The organism is Arthrobacter sp. P4_F10 (assembly GCF_056401435.1).
This window is the reverse complement of record NZ_JBFUJJ010000001.1, coordinates 376598-401012: the sequence shown is the minus strand read 5'-3', so window position 1 is coordinate 401012 and position 24415 is coordinate 376598. Positions and strand designations below refer to the sequence as shown.

Annotated in this window: 30 protein-coding genes; 16 read left to right on the top strand and 14 right to left on the bottom strand. The window is 67.5% G+C overall.

Annotation, left to right across the window (positions count from 1 at the left end):
- The first annotated feature begins 17 nt into the window (after positions 1–17).
- Positions 18–1334: a M18 family aminopeptidase gene (locus tag AC1DR1_RS01900; RefSeq protein WP_229991887.1), complete on the top strand. Its 1317-nt coding sequence runs from the start codon at positions 18–20 to the stop codon at positions 1332–1334.
- 67 nt (positions 1335–1401) lie between these two features.
- On the opposite strand, the gene AC1DR1_RS01895 is transcribed toward AC1DR1_RS01900, so the two are convergent.
- Positions 1402–2085 (bottom strand): DUF1345 domain-containing protein, encoded by a 684-nt coding sequence (locus tag AC1DR1_RS01895; RefSeq protein ID WP_229991888.1) that lies wholly within the window; start codon positions 2083–2085, stop codon positions 1402–1404.
- Positions 2086–2359: 274 nt separating this feature from the next.
- Here AC1DR1_RS01895 and rpsF point away from each other — a divergent pair, with 274 nt between their 5' ends.
- The 4 genes from rpsF (at position 2360) to rplI (ending at position 4131) form a co-directional block, all read left to right on the top strand.
- Positions 2360–2665 carry a 30S ribosomal protein S6 gene (gene rpsF, locus AC1DR1_RS01890; protein WP_090582123.1) on the top strand — a complete coding sequence of 102 codons (306 nt, stop codon included), beginning with the start codon at positions 2360–2362 and terminating at the stop codon, positions 2663–2665.
- A 55-nt stretch (positions 2666–2720) separates the two neighbouring features.
- Positions 2721–3296 (top strand): single-stranded DNA-binding protein, encoded by a 576-nt coding sequence (locus AC1DR1_RS01885; protein ID WP_229991889.1) that lies wholly within the window; start codon positions 2721–2723, stop codon positions 3294–3296.
- Between the two features lie 125 nt (positions 3297–3421).
- A complete protein-coding gene (gene rpsR / locus AC1DR1_RS01880) occupies positions 3422–3661 on the top strand; it encodes a 30S ribosomal protein S18 (RefSeq protein ID WP_003800144.1) in 240 nt (79 codons plus the stop codon).
- A gap of 17 nt (positions 3662–3678) precedes the next feature.
- Positions 3679–4131: a 50S ribosomal protein L9 gene (gene rplI / locus AC1DR1_RS01875; protein WP_229991890.1), complete on the top strand. Its 453-nt coding sequence runs from the start codon at positions 3679–3681 to the stop codon at positions 4129–4131.
- Between the two features lie 91 nt (positions 4132–4222).
- Here rplI and AC1DR1_RS01870 read toward each other — a convergent pair whose 3' ends face one another.
- Positions 4223–4645: a DUF1801 domain-containing protein gene (locus AC1DR1_RS01870; protein ID WP_229991891.1), complete on the bottom strand. Its 423-nt coding sequence runs from the start codon at positions 4643–4645 to the stop codon at positions 4223–4225.
- Between the two features lie 139 nt (positions 4646–4784).
- On the opposite strand from AC1DR1_RS01870, the gene AC1DR1_RS01865 reads away from it, so the two are divergent.
- Together AC1DR1_RS01865 and AC1DR1_RS01860 are read left to right on the top strand one after the other, a co-directional pair.
- On the top strand, positions 4785–5414 hold the full coding sequence (locus tag AC1DR1_RS01865; RefSeq protein WP_229991892.1) for an FMN reductase: 630 nt from the start codon (positions 4785–4787) through the stop codon (positions 5412–5414).
- 67 nt (positions 5415–5481) lie between these two features.
- The gene (locus AC1DR1_RS01860; protein WP_229991893.1) at positions 5482–5907 is read left to right on the top strand and encodes a TFIIB-type zinc ribbon-containing protein; all 426 of its coding nucleotides are present in this window, start codon (positions 5482–5484) and stop codon (positions 5905–5907) included.
- Between the two features lie 81 nt (positions 5908–5988).
- Here AC1DR1_RS01860 and AC1DR1_RS01855 read toward each other — a convergent pair whose 3' ends face one another.
- Together AC1DR1_RS01855 and AC1DR1_RS01850 are read right to left on the bottom strand one after the other, a co-directional pair.
- Positions 5989–6561, bottom strand: a complete 573-nt coding sequence (locus tag AC1DR1_RS01855; RefSeq protein WP_229991894.1) for a hypothetical protein — start codon at positions 6559–6561, stop codon at positions 5989–5991.
- 3 nt (positions 6562–6564) lie between these two features.
- On the bottom strand, positions 6565–7032 hold the full coding sequence (locus AC1DR1_RS01850; RefSeq protein ID WP_229991895.1) for a hypothetical protein: 468 nt from the start codon (positions 7030–7032) through the stop codon (positions 6565–6567).
- Positions 7033–7762: 730 nt separating this feature from the next.
- Here AC1DR1_RS01850 and dnaB point away from each other — a divergent pair.
- Positions 7763–9148: a replicative DNA helicase gene (gene dnaB / locus AC1DR1_RS01845; protein ID WP_091560661.1), complete on the top strand. Its 1386-nt coding sequence runs from the start codon at positions 7763–7765 to the stop codon at positions 9146–9148.
- Between the two features lie 6 nt (positions 9149–9154).
- On the opposite strand, the gene AC1DR1_RS01840 is transcribed toward dnaB, so the two are convergent.
- Both AC1DR1_RS01840 and AC1DR1_RS01835 read right to left on the bottom strand, forming a co-directional pair.
- Entirely contained in the window at positions 9155–10129 is a 975-nt protein-coding gene (locus AC1DR1_RS01840) for an acyl-CoA thioesterase (RefSeq protein WP_229991896.1), read from the bottom strand.
- 163 nt (positions 10130–10292) lie between these two features.
- Positions 10293–10727: a DoxX family protein gene (locus AC1DR1_RS01835; RefSeq protein ID WP_229991897.1), complete on the bottom strand. Its 435-nt coding sequence runs from the start codon at positions 10725–10727 to the stop codon at positions 10293–10295.
- 150 nt (positions 10728–10877) lie between these two features.
- On the opposite strand from AC1DR1_RS01835, the gene AC1DR1_RS01830 reads away from it, so the two are divergent.
- The 3 genes from AC1DR1_RS01830 (at position 10878) to AC1DR1_RS01820 (ending at position 13364) form a co-directional block, all read left to right on the top strand.
- On the top strand, positions 10878–12233 hold the full coding sequence (locus tag AC1DR1_RS01830) for an MATE family efflux transporter (RefSeq protein ID WP_476992111.1): 1356 nt from the start codon (positions 10878–10880) through the stop codon (positions 12231–12233).
- A gap of 90 nt (positions 12234–12323) precedes the next feature.
- Positions 12324–12917 (top strand): hypothetical protein, encoded by a 594-nt coding sequence (locus AC1DR1_RS01825; protein ID WP_476992110.1) that lies wholly within the window; start codon positions 12324–12326, stop codon positions 12915–12917.
- An 84-nt stretch (positions 12918–13001) separates the two neighbouring features.
- The gene (locus AC1DR1_RS01820) at positions 13002–13364 is read left to right on the top strand and encodes a hypothetical protein (RefSeq protein ID WP_476992109.1); all 363 of its coding nucleotides are present in this window, start codon (positions 13002–13004) and stop codon (positions 13362–13364) included.
- Between the two features lie 58 nt (positions 13365–13422).
- On the opposite strand, the gene AC1DR1_RS01815 is transcribed toward AC1DR1_RS01820, so the two are convergent.
- Positions 13423–13965, bottom strand: a complete 543-nt coding sequence (locus AC1DR1_RS01815; protein WP_476992108.1) for a CGNR zinc finger domain-containing protein — start codon at positions 13963–13965, stop codon at positions 13423–13425.
- Positions 13966–14180: 215 nt separating this feature from the next.
- Here AC1DR1_RS01815 and AC1DR1_RS01810 point away from each other — a divergent pair, with 215 nt between their 5' ends.
- Positions 14181–15134: an EamA family transporter gene (locus tag AC1DR1_RS01810; protein WP_229991990.1), complete on the top strand. Its 954-nt coding sequence runs from the start codon at positions 14181–14183 to the stop codon at positions 15132–15134.
- Positions 15135–15228: 94 nt separating this feature from the next.
- Positions 15229–15501, top strand: coding sequence for a DUF2277 domain-containing protein (locus tag AC1DR1_RS01805; protein ID WP_229991902.1), 273 nt, complete (start codon positions 15229–15231; stop codon positions 15499–15501).
- 27 nt (positions 15502–15528) lie between these two features.
- Here the strand turns inward: AC1DR1_RS01805 and AC1DR1_RS01800 are convergent, their stop codons facing one another.
- From AC1DR1_RS01800 to AC1DR1_RS01785, 4 genes are all read right to left on the bottom strand, one after another.
- Positions 15529–17763 (bottom strand): heavy metal translocating P-type ATPase, encoded by a 2235-nt coding sequence (locus AC1DR1_RS01800; protein WP_476992166.1) that lies wholly within the window; start codon positions 17761–17763, stop codon positions 15529–15531.
- A 128-nt stretch (positions 17764–17891) separates the two neighbouring features.
- Positions 17892–18122, bottom strand: coding sequence for a cation transporter (locus tag AC1DR1_RS01795; RefSeq protein WP_229991991.1), 231 nt, complete (start codon positions 18120–18122; stop codon positions 17892–17894).
- 67 nt (positions 18123–18189) lie between these two features.
- A complete protein-coding gene (locus tag AC1DR1_RS01790; protein ID WP_476992107.1) occupies positions 18190–18567 on the bottom strand; it encodes a metal-sensitive transcriptional regulator in 378 nt (125 codons plus the stop codon).
- Positions 18568–18781: 214 nt separating this feature from the next.
- Positions 18782–19267, bottom strand: coding sequence for a universal stress protein (locus AC1DR1_RS01785; RefSeq protein WP_229991905.1), 486 nt, complete (start codon positions 19265–19267; stop codon positions 18782–18784).
- 151 nt (positions 19268–19418) lie between these two features.
- Between AC1DR1_RS01785 and AC1DR1_RS01780 the strand changes: the two genes are divergently transcribed.
- The 3 genes from AC1DR1_RS01780 (at position 19419) to AC1DR1_RS01770 (ending at position 21166) form a co-directional block, all read left to right on the top strand.
- A complete protein-coding gene (locus tag AC1DR1_RS01780) occupies positions 19419–19631 on the top strand; it encodes a hypothetical protein (protein WP_229991906.1) in 213 nt (70 codons plus the stop codon).
- 67 nt (positions 19632–19698) lie between these two features.
- Positions 19699–20823 (top strand): WD40/YVTN/BNR-like repeat-containing protein, encoded by a 1125-nt coding sequence (locus AC1DR1_RS01775; RefSeq protein WP_229991907.1) that lies wholly within the window; start codon positions 19699–19701, stop codon positions 20821–20823.
- A gap of 16 nt (positions 20824–20839) precedes the next feature.
- Positions 20840–21166, top strand: coding sequence for a MoaD/ThiS family protein (locus AC1DR1_RS01770; RefSeq protein ID WP_229991908.1), 327 nt, complete (start codon positions 20840–20842; stop codon positions 21164–21166).
- 3 nt (positions 21167–21169) lie between these two features.
- Here AC1DR1_RS01770 and AC1DR1_RS01765 read toward each other — a convergent pair whose 3' ends face one another.
- From AC1DR1_RS01765 to AC1DR1_RS01755, 3 genes are all read right to left on the bottom strand, one after another.
- Complete coding sequence (locus tag AC1DR1_RS01765) at positions 21170–21406, bottom strand: hypothetical protein (RefSeq protein WP_229991909.1); 237 nt, start codon at positions 21404–21406, stop codon at positions 21170–21172.
- 184 nt (positions 21407–21590) lie between these two features.
- Positions 21591–23333, bottom strand: a complete 1743-nt coding sequence (locus AC1DR1_RS01760; RefSeq protein WP_229991910.1) for an alpha-amylase family protein — start codon at positions 23331–23333, stop codon at positions 21591–21593.
- The gene (locus AC1DR1_RS01755; RefSeq protein WP_364746603.1) at positions 23330–24325 is read right to left on the bottom strand and encodes a TIGR03885 family FMN-dependent LLM class oxidoreductase; all 996 of its coding nucleotides are present in this window, start codon (positions 24323–24325) and stop codon (positions 23330–23332) included. Before AC1DR1_RS01755 ends, AC1DR1_RS01760 begins: the two co-directional genes overlap by 4 nt.
- Between the last annotated feature and the right edge of the window lie 90 nt (positions 24326–24415).

Genomic DNA, 24415 nt, shown 5'->3' with positions numbered 1-24415 from the left:
GGGCTAGACTCGGAGCCATGCCAACACCGAGCACTGCCGTAGAGCACATCCAGGACCTCGGCGCGTACGTCAGCGCGTCGCCGTCGAGTTTCCACGCCGTCCACGAAGCCGCGCGCCGGCTGGAGGCGGCGGGCTTCACGGGCCTGGAAGAACTGCAGGCCTGGCCGGAGCCGCAAGCCGCCGCTGCCAGCAAGTTCTATGTGATCCGCGACGGCGCCCTCATCGCCTGGGTGGTGCCGTCAGGCGCCGGACCGACCACGGGCTTCAACATCCTCGGCGCCCACACGGACTCGCCGTCCTTCAAACTCAAGCCGAAACCCACTACGGGCAAGTTCGGCTGGCTGCAGGCCGGCGTTGAGGTCTACGGCGGGCCCCTCCTGAACTCCTGGCTGGACCGCGAACTCCAGCTCGCCGGCCGGCTCGTCATGCGCGACGGCAGACAGCACCTCACGGCCACAGGCCCGCTACTGCGCTTCCCCCAGCTCGCCATCCACCTTGACCGGGCCGTAAATGAAGGCCTCGCCCTGGACAAGCAGCAGCACATGAACCCGGTCTTTGGCCTGGGCGATCCCGCCGGCGAGGACCTGCTCGGGCTCCTCGCGGACAGGGTCAGCGATGCTGCGGTGGATCCGGCGCAGATCGGCGGGTACGACGTCGTCATTGCGGACACCCAGGCCCCGGCGGTGTTCGGCGCGCGGGGTGAATTCTTCGCCTCCGGCCGGCTCGACAACCTCTCAGCGACCCATGCCGGACTCACGGCGTTGATCGCGCACGCCGCCACGCCGCTGCCAAACGGTGCGCCGATCGCCGTGCTGGCCGCCTTCGACCATGAGGAAATCGGATCAGCGTCCCGATCCGGCGCGTGCGGGCCCCTCCTCGAAGACGTCCTCGTGCGGATATCCGACGGACTCGGAGCCTCGGCGAGCCAGCGGCGGCAGGCGTTCGCGGCGTCGTTCTGCGTTTCGGCGGACGCCGGCCATGCCGTGCACCCGAACTATCCGGAGCGGCACGATCCCGCCAACCGGCCGGTCCTCAACGGCGGGCCGCTGCTAAAGATCAATGCCAACCAGCGCTACGCGACCGACGCCGCCGGGGCCGCCCTCTGGGCGCGGCTGTGCACGGACGCCGGGATTCCGTACCAGGAATTCGTCTCCAATAACGTGATGCCGTGCGGCTCGACGATCGGTCCGCTGACGGCCACCCGGCTGGGAATCCGGACGGTCGACGTCGGCGTGCCCCTGCTGTCGATGCACTCGGCGCGCGAGCTCTGCGGAGTCCAGGACCCGCACTGGCTGGCCACGGTCACCCGGACGTTTTTCCGGACGGCGGTGTAACCGCAGGTCAATGAGGGGTTGAAGCGCCATGGCCGGCCCTAGACGGCCCTGAAAGGGCCTAGCGGCCCTAGACGGTCAGCCCGACCACAAGGTTGAGTGTGGCGGCCAGGATGATGGTCCCGAAAATATATGACAACAGGCTGTGCTTGAGCGCCTCGGCCCGCACACCATGGTTTTCCAGGGCGGTGTCGGAGACCTGGTACGTCATTCCCAGGCTCGTGGCGAGGTAGGCGAAATCCGTGTACTGCGGGGGGCCGGCCTGGTTGAAGTTGATCCCGCCAACCGCCGCCCCCGCATGGGCGTCGGTGCTGTAGTAAAGCTCGGCATAGCGCAGCGTAAACAGGGTCTGGACCAGCAGCCAGGACAGCGCCACCGAGGACAGCACCAAAAGCCCGCCGCCGAAGCGCGCCCAGGTGTCGGTGCTGTGCGAATCGATAACGACGGCGGCCACCGCGACGAGGCTCGCCGCATTCGTGGCCAGGATCAGCAGGTCGGTGACGCTGCGGGACGGGTCCTCCGCCGTGGCATGGGCCATGGTTTCGATGGGGTCCAGCCGGCCGATCACCAGCCAGACCCAGATCACGTAGCATGCCGCGGCGCAGGACCAGCCGACCGCCGGGGCCTCCACCCAGTACCCTGCCAGCCCGGTGACCGTCGCAGCGAGCACGCCGACCAGCATCATGACCGCAAAGCGCAGCCGGCTGCGGCGGATCGGTGGGGGCACGGCGGTGGCATCGGTGTCGGTGTCCATTTTCAGATCATGGCACAGAGCGCACGCCGGCTCCCCGACCGCCGGCCGTGCGGCGGTTTTCCACATGAGCGCCCTGCCCGGTTCCGCCCCCGGCAAGCCCGGGCTAGCGTGGCTCCATCAGGAATCGCCGAAACCAGCCCCAATGCACTAAGATATTGAAGTCTGTGCTGCGCCCTGCCACCGTTCCGGCGGCCGGGCATTGCATGACACCGCAAATGAACCTCCTGTTACGGAAATGCCGTAACCGCTTAGCCCAAAGGAGGTGGGTTCACATATGCGTCCTTACGAATTGATGGTAATCATCGACCCCGAGGTCGAAGAGCGTGCCGTTGAGCCGTCGCTTCAGAAGTTCCTGAACGTCATCACCAACGATGGTGGAACCATCGAAAAGGTTGACATCTGGGGCCGTCGTCGCCTGGCTTACGAAATCCAGAAGAAGTCCGAAGGTATCTACGCCGTGGTGAACTTCACCTCTGAGCCGGCTACCGCCAAGGAACTTGACCGCCAGCTGAGTCTCAACGAGACCATCATGCGCACCAAGATCACCCGCCCCGAAGAGCAGAAAGTTGTTGCTGAGTAATTCAGCAGCCAACCTTCAATCTTCATCCCCGCAGGAACGCACAAGGAGGCAGTAGATGGCAGGCGAAACCACTATCACGGTTGTCGGTAACCTCACCAATGACCCCGAACTCAGGTTCACACCGTCCGGTTCGGCCGTAGCGAATTTCACCATCGCGTCTACTCCCCGCACCTTCGACCGGCAGTCCAATGAGTGGAAGGACGGGGAAACCCTGTTCCTCCGCGCGTCGGTCTGGCGCGAAGCAGCCGAAAACGTCGCCGAATCCCTGACCAAGGGCATGCGCGTGATCGTCTCCGGCCGCCTGAAGAGCCGTTCCTACGAAACAAAAGAAGGCGAGAAGCGCACCGTTATCGAGCTTGAGGTCGATGAAATCGGCCCGAGCCTGCGCTACGCCAATGCCAAGGTCAACCGCACCCAGCGCTCCGGCGGTCAGGGTGGACAGGGTGGCTTCGGCGGCGGCAACAGCGGCGGTGGCTTCGGTGGCGGCCAGGGTGCAAACCAGGGCGGCAACACCGGTGGAACATGGGGCGGCAACCAGCCCGCCGCGCAGGAAGACCCGTGGGCCACGCCCGGGGTCAGCAATGCCGGTGGCGGCTGGGGCAACGGCCCGGATTCCGAACCTCCCTTCTAAACAACATCTAAGGTCCGGCAACGAAAACCGCCTGGACGCCGCAAGGCGGCCGGGTGCAGACCGCGCCGGATCACCACCATCCCGTGGATCAATATCCACGGGCTCCATCGAATAGGAGCTCCACGATGGCTAAGGCTGAACTCCGTAAGCCCAAACCAAAGTCCAACCCCTTGAAGGCCGCTGACATCACTGTCATCGACTACAAGGACGTAGCATTGCTGCGCAAGTTCATCTCCGACCGCGGAAAGATCCGCGCCCGTCGCGTCACTGGCGTCACGGTGCAGGAACAGCGCAAGATCGCCCAGGCAATCAAGAACGCCCGCGAAGTTGCTCTGCTGCCTTACTCCGGCGCTGGCCGCGGCTAAGGAAGGGATTAACTAACATGGCAAAGCTCATTCTGACCCACGAAGTAACCGGTCTCGGTGCTGCTGGCGATGTTGTCGAGGTCAAGGACGGTTACGCACGTAACTACCTGCTGCCCCGCAACTTCGCCCTGACCTGGTCCAAGGGTGGCGAGAAGCAGGTTGAGTCCATCAAGGCTGCCCGCGTTGCCCGCGAGCACGCTTCCCTGGAAGACGCTCAGAAGCAGGCCGCTGCACTCTCCGCCAAGCCGGTCAAGCTGATCGTCAAGGCCGGCGCAACCGGTCGCCTGTTCGGCACCGTCAAGCAGGGCGACGTCGCCGACGCTGTTGAGGCCGCTGGCCTGGGCCGCATCGACAAGCGCAAGGTTGAACTGCCGGCACACATCAAGTCGACCGGTTCCTACCAGGCAAACGTCCGTCTGCACGACGACGTTTCCGCTGTGATCGAACTCGACGTAATCGCAGGCAAGTAGCCCTCACCGGCTGCAGTCCTGAACTGCGGGAAGGCCCCCGCCTCCGGTTCCCTCTGAGGGACCGAAGGCGGGGGCCTTCTGCTTTAAAAAACTAGGCGTGGTGCAGCATCGTGCTGACATGCCGGTAGCCGAGCCGGATCAGTTCCGCCAGCACGGCCTCGTCGACGTCGTCGAGCTTGTTGACGTACAGGCAGCCGGCGCCGACCTTGTGCTTGCCCAGCCTGCCGAGCAGTTCGGCGGCCTCCGGTCCGTACGTGAGGCCGTAGAGCGACAGGCTGGATTTCCTGGGGGAGAATCCGACCGCCGCGGCGTCGCCCTCCCGGCCGCTCGCGTACTTGTAGTGGTAGCGGCCGAACCCCACAATTGTCGGACCCCACATCTGCGCCGGTTCCCCCGTGATTCCGGACATCAGCGCCAGCAGGCGGAACCCGTCGCCGCGCCGGACCGGATGCTCGACGGCGGCCAGGAACTCCTCCACCGAGGCGCCGGTGGCCTGCGTTTTGTTTTCAGCCATGAGGGCAGTCTGGCAGAGCGCGGCACTCCTGTCAGGCAAGGCGTGTGTCCGGGAATAAATCCAGGCATCCGCCGCTTCTAGAGGTAGATGCAAACGCATGTAACAGCGTTGCTACCAGGATTCAACTTAGGAGCACTCCGTGGAAACCCGCCGTATTACCGTTATCTCCGCCGGACTCGGCGTCCCCTCCTCGAGCCGCCTGCTGGCGGACCAGCTGGCGGCGTCGGCTGAACGGCAGCTCGCCGCGGCCGGCTACGCCGTGGACATCGACGTCGTGGAGCTGCGGGACCTGGCCGTGGACATCGCCAACAACTTCGTGACCGGCTACGCGGCTCCGCGGCTGGCCGAAGTGATCGCCGGCGTCGAGGCCTCCGACGGCGTGATCGCCGTCAGCCCCGTGTTCAGCGCCTCCTACAGCGGGCTTTTCAAGTCCTTCATCGACGTGCTCGATCCCAAGGCGCTGGAAGGCAAGGCCGTTCTGCTCGGGGCCACCGCCGGCACGGACCGGCACCAGATGGTGCTGGACTTCGCGATGCGGCCGCTCTTCACCTACCTGCGCACCCGGATCGCCGCCACCGCGGTCTTCGCCGGACCGCAGGACTGGGGAAACAACGACGACGACGGCGGCTCACCGCTCTCGGTGCGCGTGGACCGGGCGGCGGAGGAGTTTGTCGGCCTGCTGCAGGACTCAGGGCCGCAGCAGAAGCCGGCCGCGCTGGAATCCCTGCCGTTTGAGCAGCTTCTCGCCGGGATCACCGGCCAGCGGTAGGCTCTGCACACCGGGCCGCCCGAACCTTTTCGGCGGCCCGCTCGTTGTCCGGGACATGAAGTGTCCCGTGGATTCTATTGACCTGATCATGAGTGAACGCAGCGGCGTGGAGATCGACTACTGCCCCAAATGCCGGGGAGTGTGGCTGGACCGGGGGGAGCTGGACAAGATCATCGACCGTGCGGCGGAGTCCCTGGGCCCGGCAGCAGCCGTCCCCGCCGCGCCGCTGCCGCCGACTGCGCTCCCGCCTGCTGCCTTCCCCCCTACGGCGCCTGGCCACATTCCGCCTCCGCTGTACAACTTCGACCCGCGCCGGGATGACCGGCGCCCGGATGACCGCCGCTATGACGACCGCAGGTACGATGAGCGCCGCGACCGTCCGCGCCCAGATCAGTCGCGCCCAGATCAGTCGCGGTATGAGCAGCCGCGTTACGACGACCGCCGCCGTCCCAAGAAAAAGGAAAGCTGGCTGGGGGACCTGTTCGACTTCTAGGCGAGGAAAACTACCTGCCAGCGCGGAATCTACCGGGTAGGGCCAGCGGGATGGATGAACGGGGCCAGGGCCCTATGGCGCTCAGTCGCCCAGCAACGCAATAAATTCCCTGGCCTGCTTCATGGAAATATCCGAGTGGCGGGTCAGGGCTGTCGCTGCGGCCTCGGTATCGCCGCTCTTGGCCAGGGTGCGGATCCTCCCGTAGATCTCATCATTGAGCATGTTGCTGCTCACCTCGCGCGTGACATCACCCTTGCTGGCGATCGCGCGGTAGCGGTACGCGAACCGCTGCGGCACGTCGTCCTCGTCCGGAACGTCCTCCGGCGCGGGCTCCGGGGCGCGGAACGGCTGGGGGTGCGCCGCCAGCGCCGCGACGGCGTCGCGCGACGCCCGCAGGCCCTCGCCTGTGGCCTCGAGGTACACCTTGATGGCGGCCATCGCCTGCCCCTGCGCGATCAGAGCGTATAGCCGCCGGTGCTGCTCCTGGGTGAGCCTGGCGGCCGCCGCACGCGCCAGCTCCGCCGAGCCGGGGTCCTGCTGTGGCATGGGTGCCGGCCTGGAGCGTTCGCCGCGGCGGCTCCAGGCGCGGACCGCGATCAGCACGCCGGCGGCCACGAGCACCAGGATCAGTACGGGAATGAGCAGGGAGTCCATGTGCTACAGCCGTTCTACGTAATTCTTTGCGGTCTTGAAGTCCGAGTGGGTCGACTGCCGCAGGAGCCGGGCGGCCTTCGTCTTCTGGCCGTCGCGGGCCAGTGACTGGAGTTGCAGGAGGAGTTGGGGACTCAGGTGTCCGACGGCGAGCAGGGCGTCCTCGTGGCCGTGGCGGCTCCGCGAGGGGGCGGAGCCGATCTTGGCCAGCAGGGCGGAGCGGGCGTTGTCGGCCTGCTGCGTCTGCTGCTGGGAGTTCTGGCTGGGGCGCGTGGTGGCTTCAACCCGGGCGCGGGCAGCCTCGGCAGCCTGGACCTGTGCCGCGTAGTGGGCCAGGGACTTTACCGCCAGTTCCCGCTGATAGCGCTCGGCGTCGGAGATGCCGAAATTCCGCGGCTTCAGGGCTGTGGTCACCGCCCACAGCACCGCCGCCAGAATGAGGGCAGGCAACATGACTATCAGTACATCGCCCATGTTTAGAGCTTATGCCAGATTGCGGTTATCCACAGCATGTTCCGCACCGCGCGTACAGTGCGCCGCGGCTGGCGTCAATTCGGTGCGGCGGCATGAGTCCGGTCACAAAATGTGCACATTGGGCGGCAAATGTGGCCTCCGGCGCCGCAGTCTATCCCCAGCTGCAAGGTGCAGGCTGTGGATGAAGCTTGGCGAAAAATGTTTTGTGTCCACAAGATGAATCCAATGTTTCCGCAGGTCAAGTACGGATTTCGGGCTTAAATTTCTTTCTATCCACAGCTCTACCCACAGACTGTGCACAAGCATCTGGCACTAGTACACAGGTTATCCACAGGGGAGCGGGGCTGCCGGGTTGGTGCCTGACCGATCGGCGGATAACGTTGCAGGATATCGGGCCTGGGAAGCGGAAATCCTGCGGTAGCCAGGTGATGTCAACCGGGGCCCAGCCCCCGGATCCCGGTGGCACACAAGCCGCACCAACGCTGTGGATAACGGCGGTGTCGGATCGGCGCGAACTGTCGGAGCTGACTGATAAGAATTGAGCGGCCGGCATGTGCCGGGCTTTGCCGCTGGGCATCACAGCATCACAGCATCGGGCATCACAGCAGTTGGGCATCACGGCTGTTGGGCATCAAGGCACAGGGCATTAAGGCGCAGGGCATTAAGGCACTGGGCACACGCGCTGCGGCGAACGGATATCCGCCACGGCACACAATGAAGGACGGCAGTTTTGTCAGTTACGCATCTGGACTCAGTCGAGGGTACGCGGGGAGGCGAGGGCAGCCGCAAGCCCCCGCAGGACATCCCCGCGGAGCAGTCAGTCCTGGGCGGCATGATGCTGTCCAAGGACGCCATCGCCGACGTCGTCGAGATCCTGCGTGGCCAGGACTTCTACCGTCCGGCCCACGAAACCATTTACGAGGCCATCATCGACCTCTACGGCCGGGGCGAACCGGCTGACGCCGTGACGGTCTCGGACGAGCTGACCAAGCGCGGCGAAATCAACAGGATCGGCGGCCCCGCCTACCTGCACGAACTCATCCAGACCGTCCCCACGGCCGCGAACGCCGGTTATTACGCCGAAATCGTGGGCGAACGCGCGGTCCTGCGCCGCCTCGTCAATGCCGGCACCAAGATTGTCCAGCTCGGCTACGGACAGGACGGCGAGGTCGAAGACCTGGTCAACCAGGCCCAGGCCGAGGTCTACGCCGTCGCCGAACGCCGGACCGCCGAGGACTATGTGGTCCTCAAGGACGTCATGGAATCCACCGTTGACGAGATCGAGGCCTCGGGCCACCGGGGCGAGGGCATGGTGGGCGTCCCCACCGGCTTCTATGAGCTCGACGAACTGACCCACGGCCTGCATCCGGGCCAGATGATCGTTATCGCCGCCCGCCCGGCAGTCGGCAAATCCACGTTCGCGCTGGACTTCGCCCGCTCGGCAGCCATCAAGAACAACCTCGCAACCGTCATGTTTTCCCTCGAAATGGGCCGCAACGAGATCGCCATGCGCCTGCTGTCCGCCGAGGCAACCATTGGTCTCCAGGACCTCCGCAAGGGCACCATCAAAGACGAGCAGTGGTCCAAGATCGCCACCACCATGGGCCGCATGAACGATGCCCCGCTGTTCATCGATGACAGCCCCAACATGTCGCTGATGGAAATCCGGGCCAAATGCCGGCGCCTGAAGCAGCAGCATGATCTCAAGCTCGTGATCCTGGACTACCTGCAGCTCATGAGCTCGGGCAAGAAGGTGGAATCCCGCCAGCAGGAAGTCTCCGAGTTCTCCCGCGCCCTCAAGCTCCTGGCCAAGGAACTCCAGGTGCCGGTGATCGCGCTGTCGCAGCTGAACCGTGGCTCCGAGCAGCGCCAGGACAAGCGGCCCATGGTCTCGGACCTGCGCGAATCCGGCTCAATCGAGCAGGATGCCGACATGGTGATCCTGCTGCACCGCGAAGACGTCTATGACAAGGAGTCCCCCCGCGCCGGCGAGGCGGACATCCTGATCGCCAAGCACCGTAACGGCCCCACAAAGGACATTGTGGTGGCCTTCCAGGGCCACTACTCGCGGTTTGCCAACATGGCGGCCGACGCCGGCGGTGGCGGCGGCTTCTAGCCGGCCCTAGGCCCCGCCTGCCGCGAGCAGGTGGTTGGGCAGCCGGTTTCCCGGCGCCCGGCCGCGGATTTCCAGCAGTTCGCGGGCATGGGCGTGGAGCCGGACGTCTTCCCCGGACACCGGTACCCACTGCGGAATCGGGACCGAGGTGCCGGTCTCGTCGCGGGCGACCATGACTGTCAGGCAGTAGGTGGTGAGGTTCAGCTCGCGCCCCTTGGGATCTCCGGACCGGACATGGACAGCGATGTGCATGCCCTTGGTGCCGGTGTAGACCAGCCGGGCCTCGACCTCCACGACGTGGCCGATCAGCAGCGGCCGGTAGAACCGCACGCCGCCGGAGAACACGGCCACGGTATCCTTCCCGCAGTAGCGGGACGCGCAGACGTAAGCGGCCTCGTCGATCCACTTCATGACGATGCCGCCGTGGACCTTGCCGCCCCAGTTCACGTCCGTGGGCGCCGCCATGAACCGCAGCACCACCCGCTCGGCCGTGCCGGCGTCGGTATATTCCTGTCCGCTCATGGCCTGGACGATGTCCTCGCGGACCTTGATCCGGGCCAGAGCGTCGTCCCGCTGCTCGATTTCTTCCGGCGTCACGGGTTCAAACTGAGGCACCGGGATGGGCTTGCCGTCTGCGCCCACTGCCACGAAGATCACGATGCACTGGCTGCGCATGGTGGCAGCTCCGCCCTTGGGGTCCCCTGAGGACACCACGGTGCGGATATGCATCGAAGAGCGCCCGGTGTACACGATCGTGGCCTCGACCTCCACCATGTCGCCGCTGTTGACCGGGTCCGCGAAGTGGATGTTTCCCACGTAGGCCGTCACGCAGTACGACTTTGCCCAGCCGACGGCGGCGGCATAGGCCGCCTTGTCCACCCACTCGAGCACGGTGCCGGCGTCGACCGAGCCACTGTGGCCGACATCGGTGGGGGCCGCCAGGAAGCGCAGGGTCACGGAATTGGGCGCGTTCTCGCTCATGCTGCGAGTTTACTGAAAGGCCCGGCAGGAGCCGCCGGCAGGCGACACAATCGCTGTCCGGGACGCCATAACCGGGACAGTGTCAGGCGGTGGCACGAACGACGGCGGGCAGTCACCAAGGGTGACTGCCCGCCGTCGTTCGCTGATTGCCTTTGGCGAAGCCTTAGGCGAGGACGCTGAGCTTCGAGTTGCTGCGGCCGAAGAGGGCCCGGTCAGCGGAGAGCTTGCCCGCGCCGACAAGGGCCACGGCCAGGGCGGCGGCGGCCAGGATCAGGACCAGCTCGTAGCCGCCGGTGGCGACAAAGACGCCGGCGGAGGCGTGGACCAGGAACAGGGCGCCGAGCATGTCCAGCGCAAGGAGGGCGGCGAAGACCCGGGTGAGGACGCCCAGGATCAGTGCGACCCCGCCGACGAGTTCGAGGGTGGCGACGAAGGGGGCCACCGCCTGGGCTGCCGGGACGCCCATCTGGGAGAAAGCCGCCTGGGTGCCGGCGATGGTGAATTCGTTGAACTTCTGCCAGCCGTGGGCGGCGAACAGGAAGCCCGTGATGACGCGCAGGATGGTCCGGGCGGAGGTGGTCAGTGCGGGCTGGTTCATTACGTGCCTTTTCTAGAGTCTGGGTGCTGCGGCGGGCGGGCCGCAGCAGCGCAAAAGTTGTATGTTCAACTCTTATGGTTCCGTCATTTACTTGAAATGTCAACCAAATGACGTTCTGTGGCTATTCTTGTGCCCGGCTAGGGTTAAGCCGTGCATCCTTCCCCGCCGCTGTCCACGACCCTGCCGCCGGCTACAGGGCACCGGCGGGAAATCCTGCGCCTGGCCGTGCCGGCCTTCGGCGCGCTGATCGCCGAGCCGTTGTTCCTGCTCGCGGATTCGGCAATTGTGGGCCAGCTCGGCGTGGCCGAGCTGGCCGGCGTGGGGCTGGCATCGGCGGTCCTTCACACGGCAGTTGGACTCATGGTGTTCCTGGCATACTCCACGACGCCGGCCGTGGCGCGGGCCATCGGCAACGGCCAGCTGGCGAAAGCCCTCGCCGTTGGACGCGACGGCGTCTGGCTGGCGCTCCTGCTGGGATTCGTCCTGGCGGCCGCCGGGTTCCTGGCCGCCGGGCCGCTCCTGGACCTGATGGGCGCCCGCGGTGAGGTGCATGGGTTTGCCGTGGACTACCTGCGCGGGTCCATGCCGGGCCTCGTGGCGATGCTGCTCATCTTCGCGGGCACCGGGGTGCTGCGCGGACTCCAGGACACCCGGACCCCGCTGATCGTCGCCGCCGCCGGTTTCACACTGAACATCGCGCTGAACCTGGTCCTCGTCTACGGGATGGGCTGGTCCGTGACCGGCTCGGCCGTGGGCACGAGCATCGCGCAGTGGGCCATGGCAACCGTCTATGTGCTGATCGTCCGGCGCAACGCCCGCAACAACGGGGTGTCCCTGCGGCCGGACTGGCGCGGCATCCGGGCCCTGACCAGGGTGGGCTCCTGGCTGATGCTGCGCACGCTCAGCCTTCGCATCGCGATTCTCGCCACGGTGGTGGTGGTCACCGCCCAGGGTCCCGTCAATCTCGCCGCGCACCAACTGGCCATGACCATCTTCACGTTCTTCGCCTTCGCGCTGGACGCCCTCGCGATCGCCGCCCAGGCCCTGATCGGCAAGGAACTCGGTGCGGCCCGGCCGGTGGCGGCACGCGCGCTGACGCGCACCATGACGCGGTGGGGGCTCGGCTTCGGCGCACTGACCGGGATCCTCCTGGCTGCCGCGGCGCCATGGGCAGGCGCCCTCTTCACGTCCGACGCCGACGTCCGGGCGGCGCTGACCCTCGCCCTTTGGGTGCTCGCCGCCGGGCAGCCGCTGGCCGGTTACGTCTTTGTCCTCGACGGCGTCCTCATCGGCGCGGGCGACGCCCGCTATCTGGCGATCGCCGGCGTCGTCAATCTCGCGGCCTACCTGCCGCTGCTGCTGGCCGTCGGGTATTCCGGCGCCGGCGCCGGCGCGGGATTGCTCTGGCTGTGGGCCGCCTTCTCCCTGGGCTACATGGCGGCGCGGGCGCTGACGCTCGGCCTCCGGGCCCGGACGGAGAAGTGGATGGTCCTCGGCGCGCGCTGAGTGCGCTGAGCAGGAACCGCGGGCGGGCGCACTGAGCCGGCCCGGCCAGCAGACGCGCGGGCAGTGGCGGCTTCGCACTAAACTGGACGGGTGACTCTTCCCGCAGCGCCTGACGCGACCCCTGCCATCCGCGCCGCGGCCGACCTCTGGAAGCCCGTGCTTCTCAGGGCGGCCGTTGCGCTCGTGTTTGGTGCCGTGACCGTGTTCTGGGCCGCGCCGTCCGAGGCCGGCATGGGCTGGGCCGGCGGCCTCTACCTGCTGGCCACCGGTGTGGTCATGATCTGGGGCCTGCCCAAGACCGGGTTCCGCCCCCGGGAAGGCGCCGGCAGGATCCTCTCCGCCGGCGGAGCAGCCCTGGCTGGAGCCGGCGCGGCCGTGGCCCTGATCCCCGCCCCACTCGTCTTCGGAACGATCGCGGCCCTTGGCCTGGGCGTGGCCGGCGCCGCGGAACTGTCCGCGGGCATTCTCGCCCGCGGCCGGTCCGTACTGGCCCGCGACTGGATCGCCTCCGGCGTGATCGGGCTGGGCACCGCGATCGCGCTGCCGTTCTTCATCGGCCTCGGCCCGCACGCACTCCTCGGCGTTGCGGGCGGCGGGGCCATCATCAGCGGCGTCCTGTGGATGCTGTCCGGCCTGACCCTGCGGCATGATGCTCGGGGCGATTCCGCGGAGGCCGTAAACTAGTACCGACAGGTTCTACCCGGCGTAGAACAATTGCGGTAACAAGACAGCCACGCTTCCCCGCGCGGGCTGCAGGAGGAAGACACCTTGGCACAGCAGAAACCCGGAGCGCCCCGCAGCCTGCGGACCTCGGTCAAGGGGCCGCTCATGTTCTCCGCGTTCTGGGCCGTGGTGATGTTCTTTGGCGTCCTGATCTTCGCCTCGGGCGGCAGCGCCCGCTCACCCCGGTTCGACCTCGCGTTCATCGGCGCCGGGATCGCCTTCATTGTGATCCTGGTGGTGGCCGCCATGCTCGCGATGAGCCACAAGGACAACCCCGAGGACCTGGGCAAGGGCTCCGGCGTCAACCTCAGTTCCAAGCACCCGTCCTCCGGCCACGGCGGCCCGTCAGCGCGGCCCCGCCCCGAGGCCGGCCCCGGCGATTCCCGTGACGGTGGCCCGCAGGCCTAACACCGCAGGCCTCACAGCGCAGTTTTTAACAGAAGGCCGCGGCCCGCGGCCGCCGCCGTCAGGACGCGGCTTTCCGGGCCCGGTACGCGGCCACGTGGGCGCGGTTGGCACAGTTGCCCGTGTCGCAGTAGCGCTTCGAGCGGTTGCGGCTCAGATCCAGCACGACGGCGTCGCAGTCGTCCGCGGCGCACACCAGCAGGCGGTCCATTTCCTTGCTGCGGATCACGTCAACGATCGCCATGGCCGCCTCCGTACTCATCCGGTCGGCCAGCGGAGCCTCCGGGGTGGTGGCGTGCAAGTGCCAGTCCCACGGAACATGCTTGACCAGCTGGGGCAGCGCCCGGGCCTCCCGGAGCAACCGGTTCACGGTCTCCGCGGCAGTGGCCTCGTCCGCCAGCCAGAGCTCGGCGAGCTCGCCGCGCAGGTGCCGCACGCTTGCCAGCTCGGCCTCGTCCCGGGTCCGGGAACCGGTGAAGCCCTCGGCCTCCAGGAAGTCGTCCAGATCCTTGGCGGTGGCCAGATGTTCCTCACCGTTGGCCGCGGTGTTGATGAGGTTGACCACAGAACGCAGGGCAACTTCCGTGTCAGGGGCAAAAACCATCTTGACTCCTTACCTTGTCCGGGCGTAATGTCATGAGCATAACCCTATTTTACTCCTGACAGGAGATTGCCGTGTCTGCCCCCCAACGCCCCGTCGCCGCCCCGGTACGAGACCTTGCCGCCCAGCGGCCTGCCTCCGAACCGGGCAGCGCCGCGCAGGGCGCGAGCCAGGGTGCCACACAGGCTGCCAATCGGGCCGGAGCGGCATCAGGCTTCATGGCCTCCGGCCTGGGCGTCGCCCTGTTTTCGTCCGCCGTCTTCGGGCTCTCCGGATCATTCGCCAAGGCGCTCCTGGAAACGGGCTGGACACCCGGCGCGGCCGTCACGGCCCGGCTCACGGGCGCGGCCCTGATTCTGGCCATCCCCGCCATTCCCGCCCTGCGCGGGCGGTGGCACCAGCTCCGGGACAACTGGCTGACCGTCGTGCTGTTTGGATTCATCGGCGTCGCGGCCTGCCAACTGTTTTACTTCAACGCCGTGTCCCGGCTCTCGGTCGGCGTCGCCCTGCTGCTGGAGTACCTTGCGCCGGTCCTGATCGTGCTCTGGCTGTGGGCCGTCAGCCGGAAACGGCCGCGGCCACTGACCATTGCCGGCACGCTCCTGTCCCTCGGCGGGCTGGTCCTGGTCCTGGACCTCACGGGAGCCGTGAAGGTCGACTTCATCGGCGTGCTGTGGGGGATCGCGGCCGCCGTCTGCCTCGCCATCTACTTCTTCATCACCGCCAAGGAAAACGACACCCTCCCGCCCATCGTCCTGGCCTCCGGCGGGCTCATGGTGGGCGCCATTGTCATGTGGCTGACCGCGGCAACCGGGCTGTTGCCGATGGCCTTCAGCACCGCCGACACCCGCCTGGGACCCTGGGTCACCCCGTGGTGGGTGGCGCTGGGCGGCCTCGTCGTCCTGGCCACGGTGGTGGCGTACGTGTCCGGAATTGTCGCCGCGCGGGCGCTCGGATCGAAAGTCGCGTCCTTTGTCTCGCTCACCGAGGTGCTGTTCGCCGTCATCTGGGCGTGGCTGCTGCTGGGCGAACTGCCCGGACCCATCCAGCTCCTGGGCGGGCTCCTGATCGTCGGGGGCGTGGTCCTGGTCCGGCTGGACGAGCTCCGGGCACCGGCCGGCACCGGTGCGGCAGCACTGGATCACGCGAACGACTGCGAGCCCGTGCCGTAAGCCACCACCAGCGTTACCTCTCAGGTGCCTGCCGGGTGCCAGCATTCACGCCGGGGTCCTCGTTCCCGGGCGCGAAGGCACCTAGCATGGAGATATGTGCCGAAACATCCGGACCCTCCACAATTTTGAGCCCCACGCGACCACCGCCGAGGTGGAGGCCGCAGCGCTGCAATACGTGCGCAAGATCAGTGGCAGCACGAAGCCGTCCAAGGCCAACGAAGAGGCCTTCAACCGGGCTGTGCATGAGGTTGCCCACGCGACGCAGCACCTGCTCGACTCCCTCGTGACCCACGCCCCGGCAAAGGACCGCGGGGAGGAAGCCGCCAAGGCCAAAGCCCGGGCTGCCGTCCGCTACGGCGCGGCCTGAGGCAGTGGCGCCAGGGGCGGGGCCTGCTTAGCGGCCGAAGCTGCGCAGCCGCAGCGAGTTGGCTACCACCAGCACCGAACTGGCGGCCATTGCGGCGCCGGCGATCATCGGGTTGAGCAGGCCCAGGGCTGCCACCGGAATGCCCACGGCGTTGTAGAAGAACGCCCAGAAAAGGTTCGTCTTGATGGTGCCCAGCGTCCGGCGGGAGAGCTCGATCGCCTGCGCCACCTGCCCGAGGTCGTTGCCCATCACCGTCAGATCGGCGGCCTCGATGGCGACGTCGGTGCCGGAGCCCATAGCGATGCCCAGGTCCGCCTGAGCCAGCGCCGCGGCGTCGTTGACGCCGTCCCCGGCCATCGCCACAGTGGCGCCCGCCGCTTGCAGCTTCCGCACGGCGTCGACCTTGCCCTCGGGGAGTACACCCGCGAAGACGTCGTCCGGGCTGATCCCGACGGCGGCCGCCACCTGCGCGGCCACGGCGGCGTTGTCACCGGTCAGCAGGATCGGCCGGAGCCCGAGTTCCCGGAGCCGGGCGACCGCGGCTGCGGAGCCGGGCTTGAGGGTGTCCCGCAGGCGGATGATGCCGGCGGTTTCGCCGTCAACGGCAACCCAGATGGCTGTGGCGCCCGAGTCTTCGGCAGCGCCCAGCGCCTCCCGCTGCGCCGGGGCCGGGGCGATGCCGAGCTCCAGCAGCCAGCCGGTGCGCCCCGCGGTTACCCGCCGTCCGTCTACGGTGCCCTGGACGCCGCCGCCGGGCGCGGAACGGAAGCCGGCGACGGCGGGGTGGCCGGCGCCGTCGTTGTTCAAGCCCTCCGCGGCCAGAGCCGCAGCGGCGATGGCCCGGGCGATCGGGTGCTCGGAGGCGTTTTCCACTGCCCCCGCGAGGCGCAGGACCTCGGCTTCGCTGTGCGGTCCGAAGCTGTGGATGCCGTCCACGGCGAGCCGGCCGGTGGTGACGGTTCCGGTCTTGTCCAGCAGGATCGTGTCCACCGTCCGGGTGTCCTCGAGGACCTGCGGCCCCTTGATCAGGATGCCGAGCTGGGCGCCGCGGCCGGTTCCCGTGAGCAGCCCCACCGGTGTGGCCAGCCCCAGGGCGCAGGGGCAGGCGATGACCAGCACAGCGACGGCGGCGGTGAAGGCGGCCCGGACCTCGTCGGGGCCCATGGCCGGTGCGGCCGCCATCAGCCAGGCCCCGAAGGTGAGGGCGGCGATGGCCAGGACGACCGGTACGAAGACGGCGCTGATGCGGTCTGCGAGCCGGGCGATGGGTGCTTTTCCGGTCTGCGCCGCAGAGACGAGGCGCCCCATTTGGGCCAGTGTGGTTTCGGACCCGACGCGGGTGGCGCGGACCAGCAGCCGGCCGGAGGTGTTGATGGTGGCCCCGGTGACTTGGCTGTCCGGGCCAACTTCCACCGGTACGGATTCGCCGGTCACAAGGGAGGCGTCCACGGCCGAGGAGCCGTCGATGACCACGCCGTCGGTGGCGATCTTCTCGCCGGGGCGGACCACCATCACATCTCCGACGGCCAGCTGGTCGGCCGGGATCTTGTGCTCGGTGCCGTGGCGCAGGATCGTCGCGACCTTTGCCCCCAGGTCCAGCAGGGCCCTGAGGGCGTCGCCGGCCTTCCGTTTGGCATTGGCCTCGAGGTAGCGGCCAAGGAGCAGGAACGTGGTGACCACGGATGCGACCTCGAAATACAGGCCGCCGGAGCCCATGCCCTCCGCTGCCGGGTGTGCGGTCATGCGCGGGTCGGCTAGGAGCTGGCCGGCCGAGAACGCGTAGGCAGCAATCACGCCGATTGATACCAGGGTGTCCATGGTCGAGGCCAGGTGCCGGGCGTTGGCTGCCGCGGCGCGGTGAAACGGCCACGCCGCCCAGGTGACCACCGGCAGGGCAAGGACGGCGGCTGTCCAGCCCCAGTTCGGGAACTGCAGCGCCGGGATCATCGAGATCGCGAACACCGGCACGGTGAGCGCGGCTGCCGCGGCGAGCCGCGGGCGGAGTGAGGGTGCGGCTGAGCCAGTCGGAACCCCGGTGGTGGCCGGGAGTTCTGCGGGCTCAACCGGTGTGCCCGGGTACTTGGGGGACCGGATCGTGGCCTTGTAGCCAGCGGCCGCGACCGTGGCGGTGATTTGGTCGTCGGTAATGTCCGCCGGGACGCTGACACGGGCGGACTCGAGGGGCAGGTTGACGCTGGCCTCGACGCCGTCGAGCTTTCCGAGCCTGCGCTCGACCCGGTTGACGCAGGAGGCGCAGGTCATGCCCTCGATATCGAGATCAATGACCCGGCTTCCGGCCTGGTCCAACAACTGCTCGCTGCTCACGGCGCCCTTCTTTCCCGTCGATGCCCTGTCTGCCGTTGGCCTGCGTCTGCCGGCGCGAACGTCACTCAGGCTTCGCTGGCGACCATGAGGTAGCCGGCCTCGGCGACGGCCTCGCCGATCTCGGAGGACGACAGTGTCTCGCTGGAGGTGATCGTGACGGTGGAGATGCCCCCGGCCTTGAGATCGACGTCGACCTTTTCGACGCCGGAGAGCGCCTCAAGTTCTTCGCTGACGGAGGACACGCAGTGGCCGCAGGTCATGCCGGAAACGTTGACGGTAGTGGAAACGGTGGCCATGGCGTGCTCCTTGTCGCTGGGCAGGTGGTGGTTCCCCGGCCCGGTGGTGTGGTGGGTGGTGCAGGTCCTAGCGCAGGAGGCGTCCGATTGCATCGGTGGCTTCCTTGACTTTGAAATCGATGGCCTCGGCCCGAAGCTCCGGATCCGGCTCGGCGGCGGCGCCGACAACGCAGTGCCCGATGTGCTCCTCGACGAGCCCCAGGCTCACCGCGTGCAGGGCCTTGGTGACGGCGGCGACCTGGGTGAGGATGTCGATGCAGTACTTGTCCTCGTCAACCATCCGGGCGATGCCGCGGACCTGCCCTTCGATCCGCCTGAGCCGGCGAAGGTAGGCATCCTTGTTGGCCGTGTAGCCGTGCTGCTCGTGGGGCGCTGTGTCCAAGCTCAACGGGTCCAAGCTCGACGGGTCCGGGCGCGCCGTGCCGGGGACTTCTGACTCGCTCATGCCCCCAACATATACCCCCTAGGGGTATGTTTCAAGCCTGCGTGCAGGCTTGCGCGGAATCTGGAACGTTGCGCAAATTAAAGAGCTCCGGAGTGCGTTATTGGGGGATACGCACTCCGGAGCAGCTATAGGGTAGGCGGTTCGTCCGGCCTACACATCGAGCTTACTTGGCGGTAGTGGGATAACACCAGCACTCCGAATAAGTACTTTCGCTTTATTTTCTACCCGCCGGAACGATGAGGATCGGACGTTCCTGATGGTGGCTCAGCCATGCCGCCACAGAGCCGTTGAGCGCCGCGGAAATGCGGTGGCCGATGCCGCGTTCGGGGGTCCCCACCACAATCATGCGCGCGTTGGCGTCCGCGGCCAGCCTGCCAATCGCCCGGGCGGGGTCCCCGGCCAGGGTGCGCAGTGTCCAGTCGATCCCCAGGCCTGCGCAGTGTGCCTCAATGGCCGAACGCAACTCCTGGGTGGTCTCCCGGATCCGGGCGTCGTCCGCGTCCGGATGCAGCGACAGGCGGTGCGCGGACCGCGCCGGATCCCACTCCACGAGGTAGCTTGCCTCATCCACGTAGGCGCAGATCATGGGCGCGGCCAGGGTCTTCGCAAGGGATGCCGCCAGCTGCAGCACCTCGGGATGCTGCCCCGGAACCACGCCCACCACGAGGGGCGCCGGGCCGTCGGCGGAGTCGTCAGACATACTTCATTCTGGCGCCGGGGTGCCGCCCTGAATAGGGGCTTACTTCCCGTTCCCGCAGCTCGGGACGGCGCTGACGCAGTTTGCCGGGGAATCCCTTGAACAGCCCGGGGACGGGGCCTACGGTTGAAGAACACAGGAGGAGGTGGCCGCCGTGGAGATCTACATGTGGTGGTTGGATCTGGATTTGGCGAGCAAAGAATGGCTTCGGGAAAATCTCCGGACCGTCGAACTGCCCGAGGCCGTGCAGCGGGGGATAGCCGCCGCCGGCGGCCCCAGTCCCGCTGAATCGTCCGCCGGCGGCGCCGCAGTTTTGACGGCTGCGGACTGGGACTTCATCGAGACGCAGTCGGAGTTCGTCGACTGACACGCGCCACGGTACCCCCGTCGGCGCCGGGAGAAAACCATTGCGGCCTTCCGGCGGGGATGGTTGCATGGGACGCATGGCTACTGCAGAGAGTTATGTCCTGGCGATCGGGACCAAGAAGGGCCTTTGGCTGGCGACCAGCCCGGACCGGAGGCACTGGTCCTTGTCCGGGCCGCATTTTCTGATGAGTGAGGTGCCCAGCATCGGCATCGATACCCGCGATGGCAGGACCCGGATCCTGGTGGGGGTCCGCTCCGAGCACTGGGGTCCCACGGTTTTTCACTCCGATGACCTGGGCGGAACTTGGAGCGAACCCGAAAACGGCGCCATCACGTTCCCCGACGGCACCGAGGCCGCCTTGGAACGGATCTGGCAGATCCACCCGGACGCCGACTCCCGCCCGGGCGTCGTGTGGGCAGGATGTGAACCGATCTCCGTCTGGAAATCGACCGACGGCGGCGAGCATTTCGAGCTCAACCGCGGCCTCTGGGACCATCCGCACCGCAGCGAATGGGGCGCAGGTTATGGCGGCGCCGCGGCGCACTCGATCGTCGTTGACCCCACGGGCGAGAAAGTCCACGTTGCCATGAGCACGGGAGGGGTCTACCGCTCGCTCGACGGCGGCACCTCCTGGGAGCCGCGCAACAAGGGGATTTCCGCCTACTTCATGCCAGACCCCAACCCGGAATTCGGCCAGTGCGTCCACAAGATCGCGGCCGACGCCGCCGTCGACGGCCGGCTGTACGCGCAAAACCACCACGGCGTGTACCGCAGCGACGACGACGCCGAATCGTGGGAGTCGATCGCCGAGGGGCTGCCGGCGGACTTCGGTTTTGTGATGCTGACGCATCCGCGCCGGGCCGGTACGGCCTGGGTGATCCCGCTGAAGGCTGACGGCGAACGGATTCCGCCGGACGGGAAGTTGGCCGTGCACCGGACGGATGACGCCGGCGCCAGCTGGAAACGGCTCGACGCCGGGCTCCCGGATGCCGAGTACAACGCAGTGCTGCGCGATGCTGCCAGCGTGGACGGCGCGGAGCCCACGGGCGTCTACTTCGGGACGCGGGGTGGCAGTGTCTACGCCAGCGCCGACGAGGGCGAACACTTCACCGAAATCGCCTCGCACCTGCCGGACGTGCTGTGCGTGCGGGCGGCCGTGGTTTCCGCGGCTTTGGTGCCGGCGCAGCCGTGAGGGGACGAACAAGCGCATGAACGGCGCCATGGTCGACGGCGACTCCATGCCGGCCGAGTCCGCGATCAGTGTGGTCCTGCCCAGCGTGCTCCAGCCGCTCGCTGGCGGGCAGTCCATCCTGACTACGCCCGCGGAGGCGGCGGTGACGGTGGAGCGGTTGCTGGATGCGGTGACCGGGGACTATCCGGCGTTGTCGCGGCGGTTGCGGGACGAGACCGGAGCTGTCCGCCGTTACGTGAATATATACGTCAACGGGAATGAAATCCGGCGGCTGCAGGGCCTGGTGACTGCCGTGGCACCAGGCCAGGAAGTCCTCATCATCCAGTCAGTGGCGGGAGGCTGAGCCTCAGGCGACCCGCCAGACGGTGCATTCGTCCGCGTTGATGGCCTTGCGCATGCCCGATTGGCGGTCCATGATCCAGACGACGCCGATTCCGGGGGCCGTTTCCTGGACGCTGCCGCGGCGGATCACGACGTCGTCGTAGTTCGGGCCCACGCTCAGGCGGGCCTCGATCTCATCGCCGCGGTGCAGCTGGTCGAGGGTGCGGATACGGGTTACATGGGCTTTGGCTTCCTTCAACATGGCGGGGCCTCCTGACTGGAGCTGGTGCCTGCTCTTGCCGGCACTTCCAGTGTCCTGCGCCAATGTTGCGTCCGCGTTTCAGCACGGTAAGGGGCCGGTTAGTTTTCGACGGCGCGGCGGTTACCGGCCCTCTTTTTCGCCGGCCCCCTTAGTTTGCCGGCCGCCGCACTGCCGGCGGGCGCGCTCAGGGGAGTTGTCGTTCCCCCGGGCGCTGGACCCGGAACCACCGGTATCCGTAGCGGTCCAGCGGAAGCTCGAAGGCGCCGTCGTCGGAGAGCGGGATGTCCTCGCCGCCGAGCAGGTCCCGGAGCACGGCCCCGGCGTACGACCGCACCTCGCCGCCCGTCGCGTCCGGACCCGCTGGCCCGCTTTCCTCGCCCTCCTGCGGCGATGCCGCCGCCATCGCGCCCGTCACGGACACCGACTCCGCGCCGAAGTTGTGGGCGACAATCACCGTGGAACCGTCCCACGTGCAGCGCTGCAGCAGCACCGCCGGCGAGCCCTGCTTGATGAGTTCGAACCTGCCCCAGCCGAGCTCGGGACATTCCCGGTAGCGCTGGATCAGCGTCGCGACGAAGTTCCACAGCGAATCGGGATCCCGTTTCGCGGCCGCGGCGTTGATATGTGCCGGGCCGAAGGGTCCCTCCACCGGCTGGGCCACGAGGTCCCCGGACGGGGCGGTCGAGAAGCCGCCGTTCGTGGTGTTGTCCCACTGCATGGGGGAGCGGACGGCCGAGCGGCCCTTCGCCCGCAGGTCCTCGCCCATCCCGATCTCTTCGCCGTAGAAGAGCACCGGGGTGCCCGGCAGCGAGAACATCAGGGAGTAGACCATGCGGATCCTGGCCGGGTCGCCGCCGAGCATGGTGGGCAGCCGCCGCCGCAGTCCGCGGCCGTACATCTGCATGTCGGGATCTGGGCCGAAGGCTGCGAAGACCTCGTCGCGTTCGGCATCGCTGAGTTTGTCCAGCGTGAGTTCATCGTGGTTCCGGACGAACATGGCCCATTGGTTGTCAGGATTGATTTTCGGACGGCTGCTCAGCGTCCGGGCCAGCGGCCGGGCGTCCTGCCGGGCCAGTGACAGGTACATGTTCTGCATCGAGAGAAAATCAAACTGCATGTTCAGCTCGTTGCCGGCCGGGCCGCCGAAGTACTTCAGCTGTTCCTTGTACGGGAGATTGACCTCGCCGAGCAGCACGGCACTGCCCTGGCGGCGGTTGAGGAAGCTGCGCAGGGCGCTCAGGTATTGGTGCGGATCGATTCTCGCGGCCTCGTCCTTGGGCTCGCCGAGCAACTCCAGAAAGAAGGGCACCGCATCCAGCCGGAAGCCGTCCAGGCCCAGCTGCAGCCAGAATCCCATGGACTTCGCGATCTCGTCCCGCACCTTGGAATTCATCACGTTCAAGTCCGGCTGGTGTTTGGCGAACATGTGCAGATACCACTCACCGGTGGCCTTGTCCTGGGTCCAGATGGAGGTCTCCTCGCCGGGAAACACCACCTGGTCCGAGGTGTCCGGCGGCGTGTCCTTCCGCCAGACGTAGTAGTCGCGGTACGGGTTGTCCACGGACTTCCGGGCCTGGACGAACCACGGGTGCCGGTCGGAGGTGTGGTTGATGACAAAGTCCGCGATCACCCGGATGCCGCGATCGTTGGCGGTGCGGATGAATTCCACCAGGTCCCCCGGGCTCCCCAGCCGGGGGTCCACGCCGTACATGTCGGTGACATCGTAGCCGTCGTCCCGGTCCGGGGAGGGGTAGAAGGGCATGAGCCAGATGCAGGTAATTCCGAGCGCGGCAAGATAGTCAACGCGCTGGATCAGCCCGCCGAAGTCTCCGGTGCCGTCGCCGTCGCCGTCGAAGAAAGTCTCCGGGTCCAGGCAGTAGATCACCGCGTTTTTCCACCAGAGGTCAGAGGTTTCGGCGATTCTCACAGCGCACCGTCCGGTCCGGTCAGGGCTTGTCCGGCCGGGCGGAGCTGGGGGAGGACGTGTTCGGCGAAGACGTCGATAAACGGAGCCTGCTCCTGGCCCACGAAGTGCAGGTACAGCTCGTCGAATCCGAGGTCCAGATAGGACGCGAGCCATTGGGCGTGCTGCCCGGCATCGGCGGAAACGTTGACGGCCGCCCGCACCTGGTCCTCCTGGACACCGGCGCTGACGCCGTCGAAATGGGCCGCCGTGGGCAGGTCCCAGGGAATCGGCGGCGCAAAGACGTTGGTGCGCCACTGGTCCATAGCGATCGCGACGGCCTCGGCCTCTGTCGGTGCCCAGGACAGGTGGACCTGGAGGGCAGCGTTCCCGCGGCCACCGGCGTCCCGGTAGGCCGCCAGCATGTCCTTCAGCTTTTCCGGCGGCTGGTTCACGGTGACGAGTCCGTCCGCCCAGGCCGCCGCCCGGCGCGCTGTTTTCACGCTCACGGCCGGGGCAATGAGCGGCGGCTTGGTCTCCGGGACGTCCCAGATCCGGGCTTGCTCCACCGTGACGAGGCCGTGGTGCGTGACCACGTCGCCGGCGTGGAGCCGGCGGATGATGTCGACGCACTCCTCCAGCCGGCGCTGCCGCGTCTCCTTCTGCGGCCAGTGCTCGCCGGTGACGTGCTCGTTCATGTACTCACCGCTGCCCGGCGCCATCCAGAAGCGGCCGGGAAACATGTCCGCCAAGGTGGCCGAGGCGTGCGCGATGATCGCCGGGTGGTAGCGCTGCCCGGGCGCCGTCACCACCCCGAAACGCAGCCCGGTGGTGGCCAGCGCGGCCCCGAGCCAGGACCAGGCGAAGCCGGAGTGGCCCTGCCGGGCGGACCACGGCTCAATATGGTCCGAGCACATCGCGGCATCGAAGCCGGCCTGCTCGGCCAGCTGCACGTCCTTGAGGAGGCGGCCGGGGCTGATCTGTTCATGCGAGGCGTGGAACCCAATGGTAGCCATCACCCATGTCTACCGTGGGGGCGGGGCCGTGTCGAGGAAACCCTCGTTGGGGAAAGCCCTGCGGCGGGGCTGGCGGTGCCGGGTCCGCGG

Excerpts from the sequence above, each read along its gene's own strand:
- AC1DR1_RS01840 (WP_229991896.1), bottom strand. The coding sequence starts at position 10,129 with ATGAGCGAGAACGCGCCCAATTCCGTGACCCTGCGCTTCCTGGCGGCC.
- AC1DR1_RS01765 (WP_229991909.1), bottom strand. The coding sequence starts at position 21,406 with ATGTTGAAGGAAGCCAAAGCCCATGTAACCCGTATCCGCACCCTCGAC.
- AC1DR1_RS01785 (WP_229991905.1), bottom strand. The coding sequence starts at position 19,267 with ATGTCTGACGACTCCGCCGACGGCCCGGCGCCCCTCGTGGTGGGCGTG.
- rpsR (WP_003800144.1), top strand. The coding sequence starts at position 3,422 with ATGGCTAAGGCTGAACTCCGTAAGCCCAAACCAAAGTCCAACCCCTTG.
- AC1DR1_RS01850 (WP_229991895.1), bottom strand. The coding sequence starts at position 7,032 with ATGGGCGATGTACTGATAGTCATGTTGCCTGCCCTCATTCTGGCGGCG.
- AC1DR1_RS01855 (WP_229991894.1), bottom strand. The coding sequence starts at position 6,561 with ATGGACTCCCTGCTCATTCCCGTACTGATCCTGGTGCTCGTGGCCGCC.
- AC1DR1_RS01800 (WP_476992166.1), bottom strand. The coding sequence starts at position 17,763 with ATGACCTGCGCCTCCTGCGTCAACCGGGTCGAGCGCAGGCTCGGAAAG.
- AC1DR1_RS01870 (WP_229991891.1), bottom strand. The coding sequence starts at position 4,645 with ATGGCTGAAAACAAAACGCAGGCCACCGGCGCCTCGGTGGAGGAGTTC.
- AC1DR1_RS01795 (WP_229991991.1), bottom strand. The coding sequence starts at position 18,122 with ATGGCCACCGTTTCCACTACCGTCAACGTTTCCGGCATGACCTGCGGC.
- AC1DR1_RS01775 (WP_229991907.1), top strand. The coding sequence starts at position 19,699 with ATGGGACGCATGGCTACTGCAGAGAGTTATGTCCTGGCGATCGGGACC.
- AC1DR1_RS01835 (WP_229991897.1), bottom strand. The coding sequence starts at position 10,727 with ATGAACCAGCCCGCACTGACCACCTCCGCCCGGACCATCCTGCGCGTC.
- AC1DR1_RS01895 (WP_229991888.1), bottom strand. The coding sequence starts at position 2,085 with ATGGACACCGACACCGATGCCACCGCCGTGCCCCCACCGATCCGCCGC.
- AC1DR1_RS01810 (WP_229991990.1), top strand. The coding sequence starts at position 14,181 with ATGGCCTCCGGCCTGGGCGTCGCCCTGTTTTCGTCCGCCGTCTTCGGG.
- AC1DR1_RS01885 (WP_229991889.1), top strand. The coding sequence starts at position 2,721 with ATGGCAGGCGAAACCACTATCACGGTTGTCGGTAACCTCACCAATGAC.
- rpsF (WP_090582123.1), top strand. The coding sequence starts at position 2,360 with ATGCGTCCTTACGAATTGATGGTAATCATCGACCCCGAGGTCGAAGAG.
- AC1DR1_RS01790 (WP_476992107.1), bottom strand. The coding sequence starts at position 18,567 with ATGAGCGAGTCAGAAGTCCCCGGCACGGCGCGCCCGGACCCGTCGAGC.
- AC1DR1_RS01770 (WP_229991908.1), top strand. The coding sequence starts at position 20,840 with ATGAACGGCGCCATGGTCGACGGCGACTCCATGCCGGCCGAGTCCGCG.
- AC1DR1_RS01755 (WP_364746603.1), bottom strand. The coding sequence starts at position 24,325 with ATGGCTACCATTGGGTTCCACGCCTCGCATGAACAGATCAGCCCCGGC.
- rplI (WP_229991890.1), top strand. The coding sequence starts at position 3,679 with ATGGCAAAGCTCATTCTGACCCACGAAGTAACCGGTCTCGGTGCTGCT.
- AC1DR1_RS01900 (WP_229991887.1), top strand. The coding sequence starts at position 18 with ATGCCAACACCGAGCACTGCCGTAGAGCACATCCAGGACCTCGGCGCG.
- AC1DR1_RS01815 (WP_476992108.1), bottom strand. The coding sequence starts at position 13,965 with ATGGTTTTTGCCCCTGACACGGAAGTTGCCCTGCGTTCTGTGGTCAAC.
- AC1DR1_RS01805 (WP_229991902.1), top strand. The coding sequence starts at position 15,229 with ATGTGCCGAAACATCCGGACCCTCCACAATTTTGAGCCCCACGCGACC.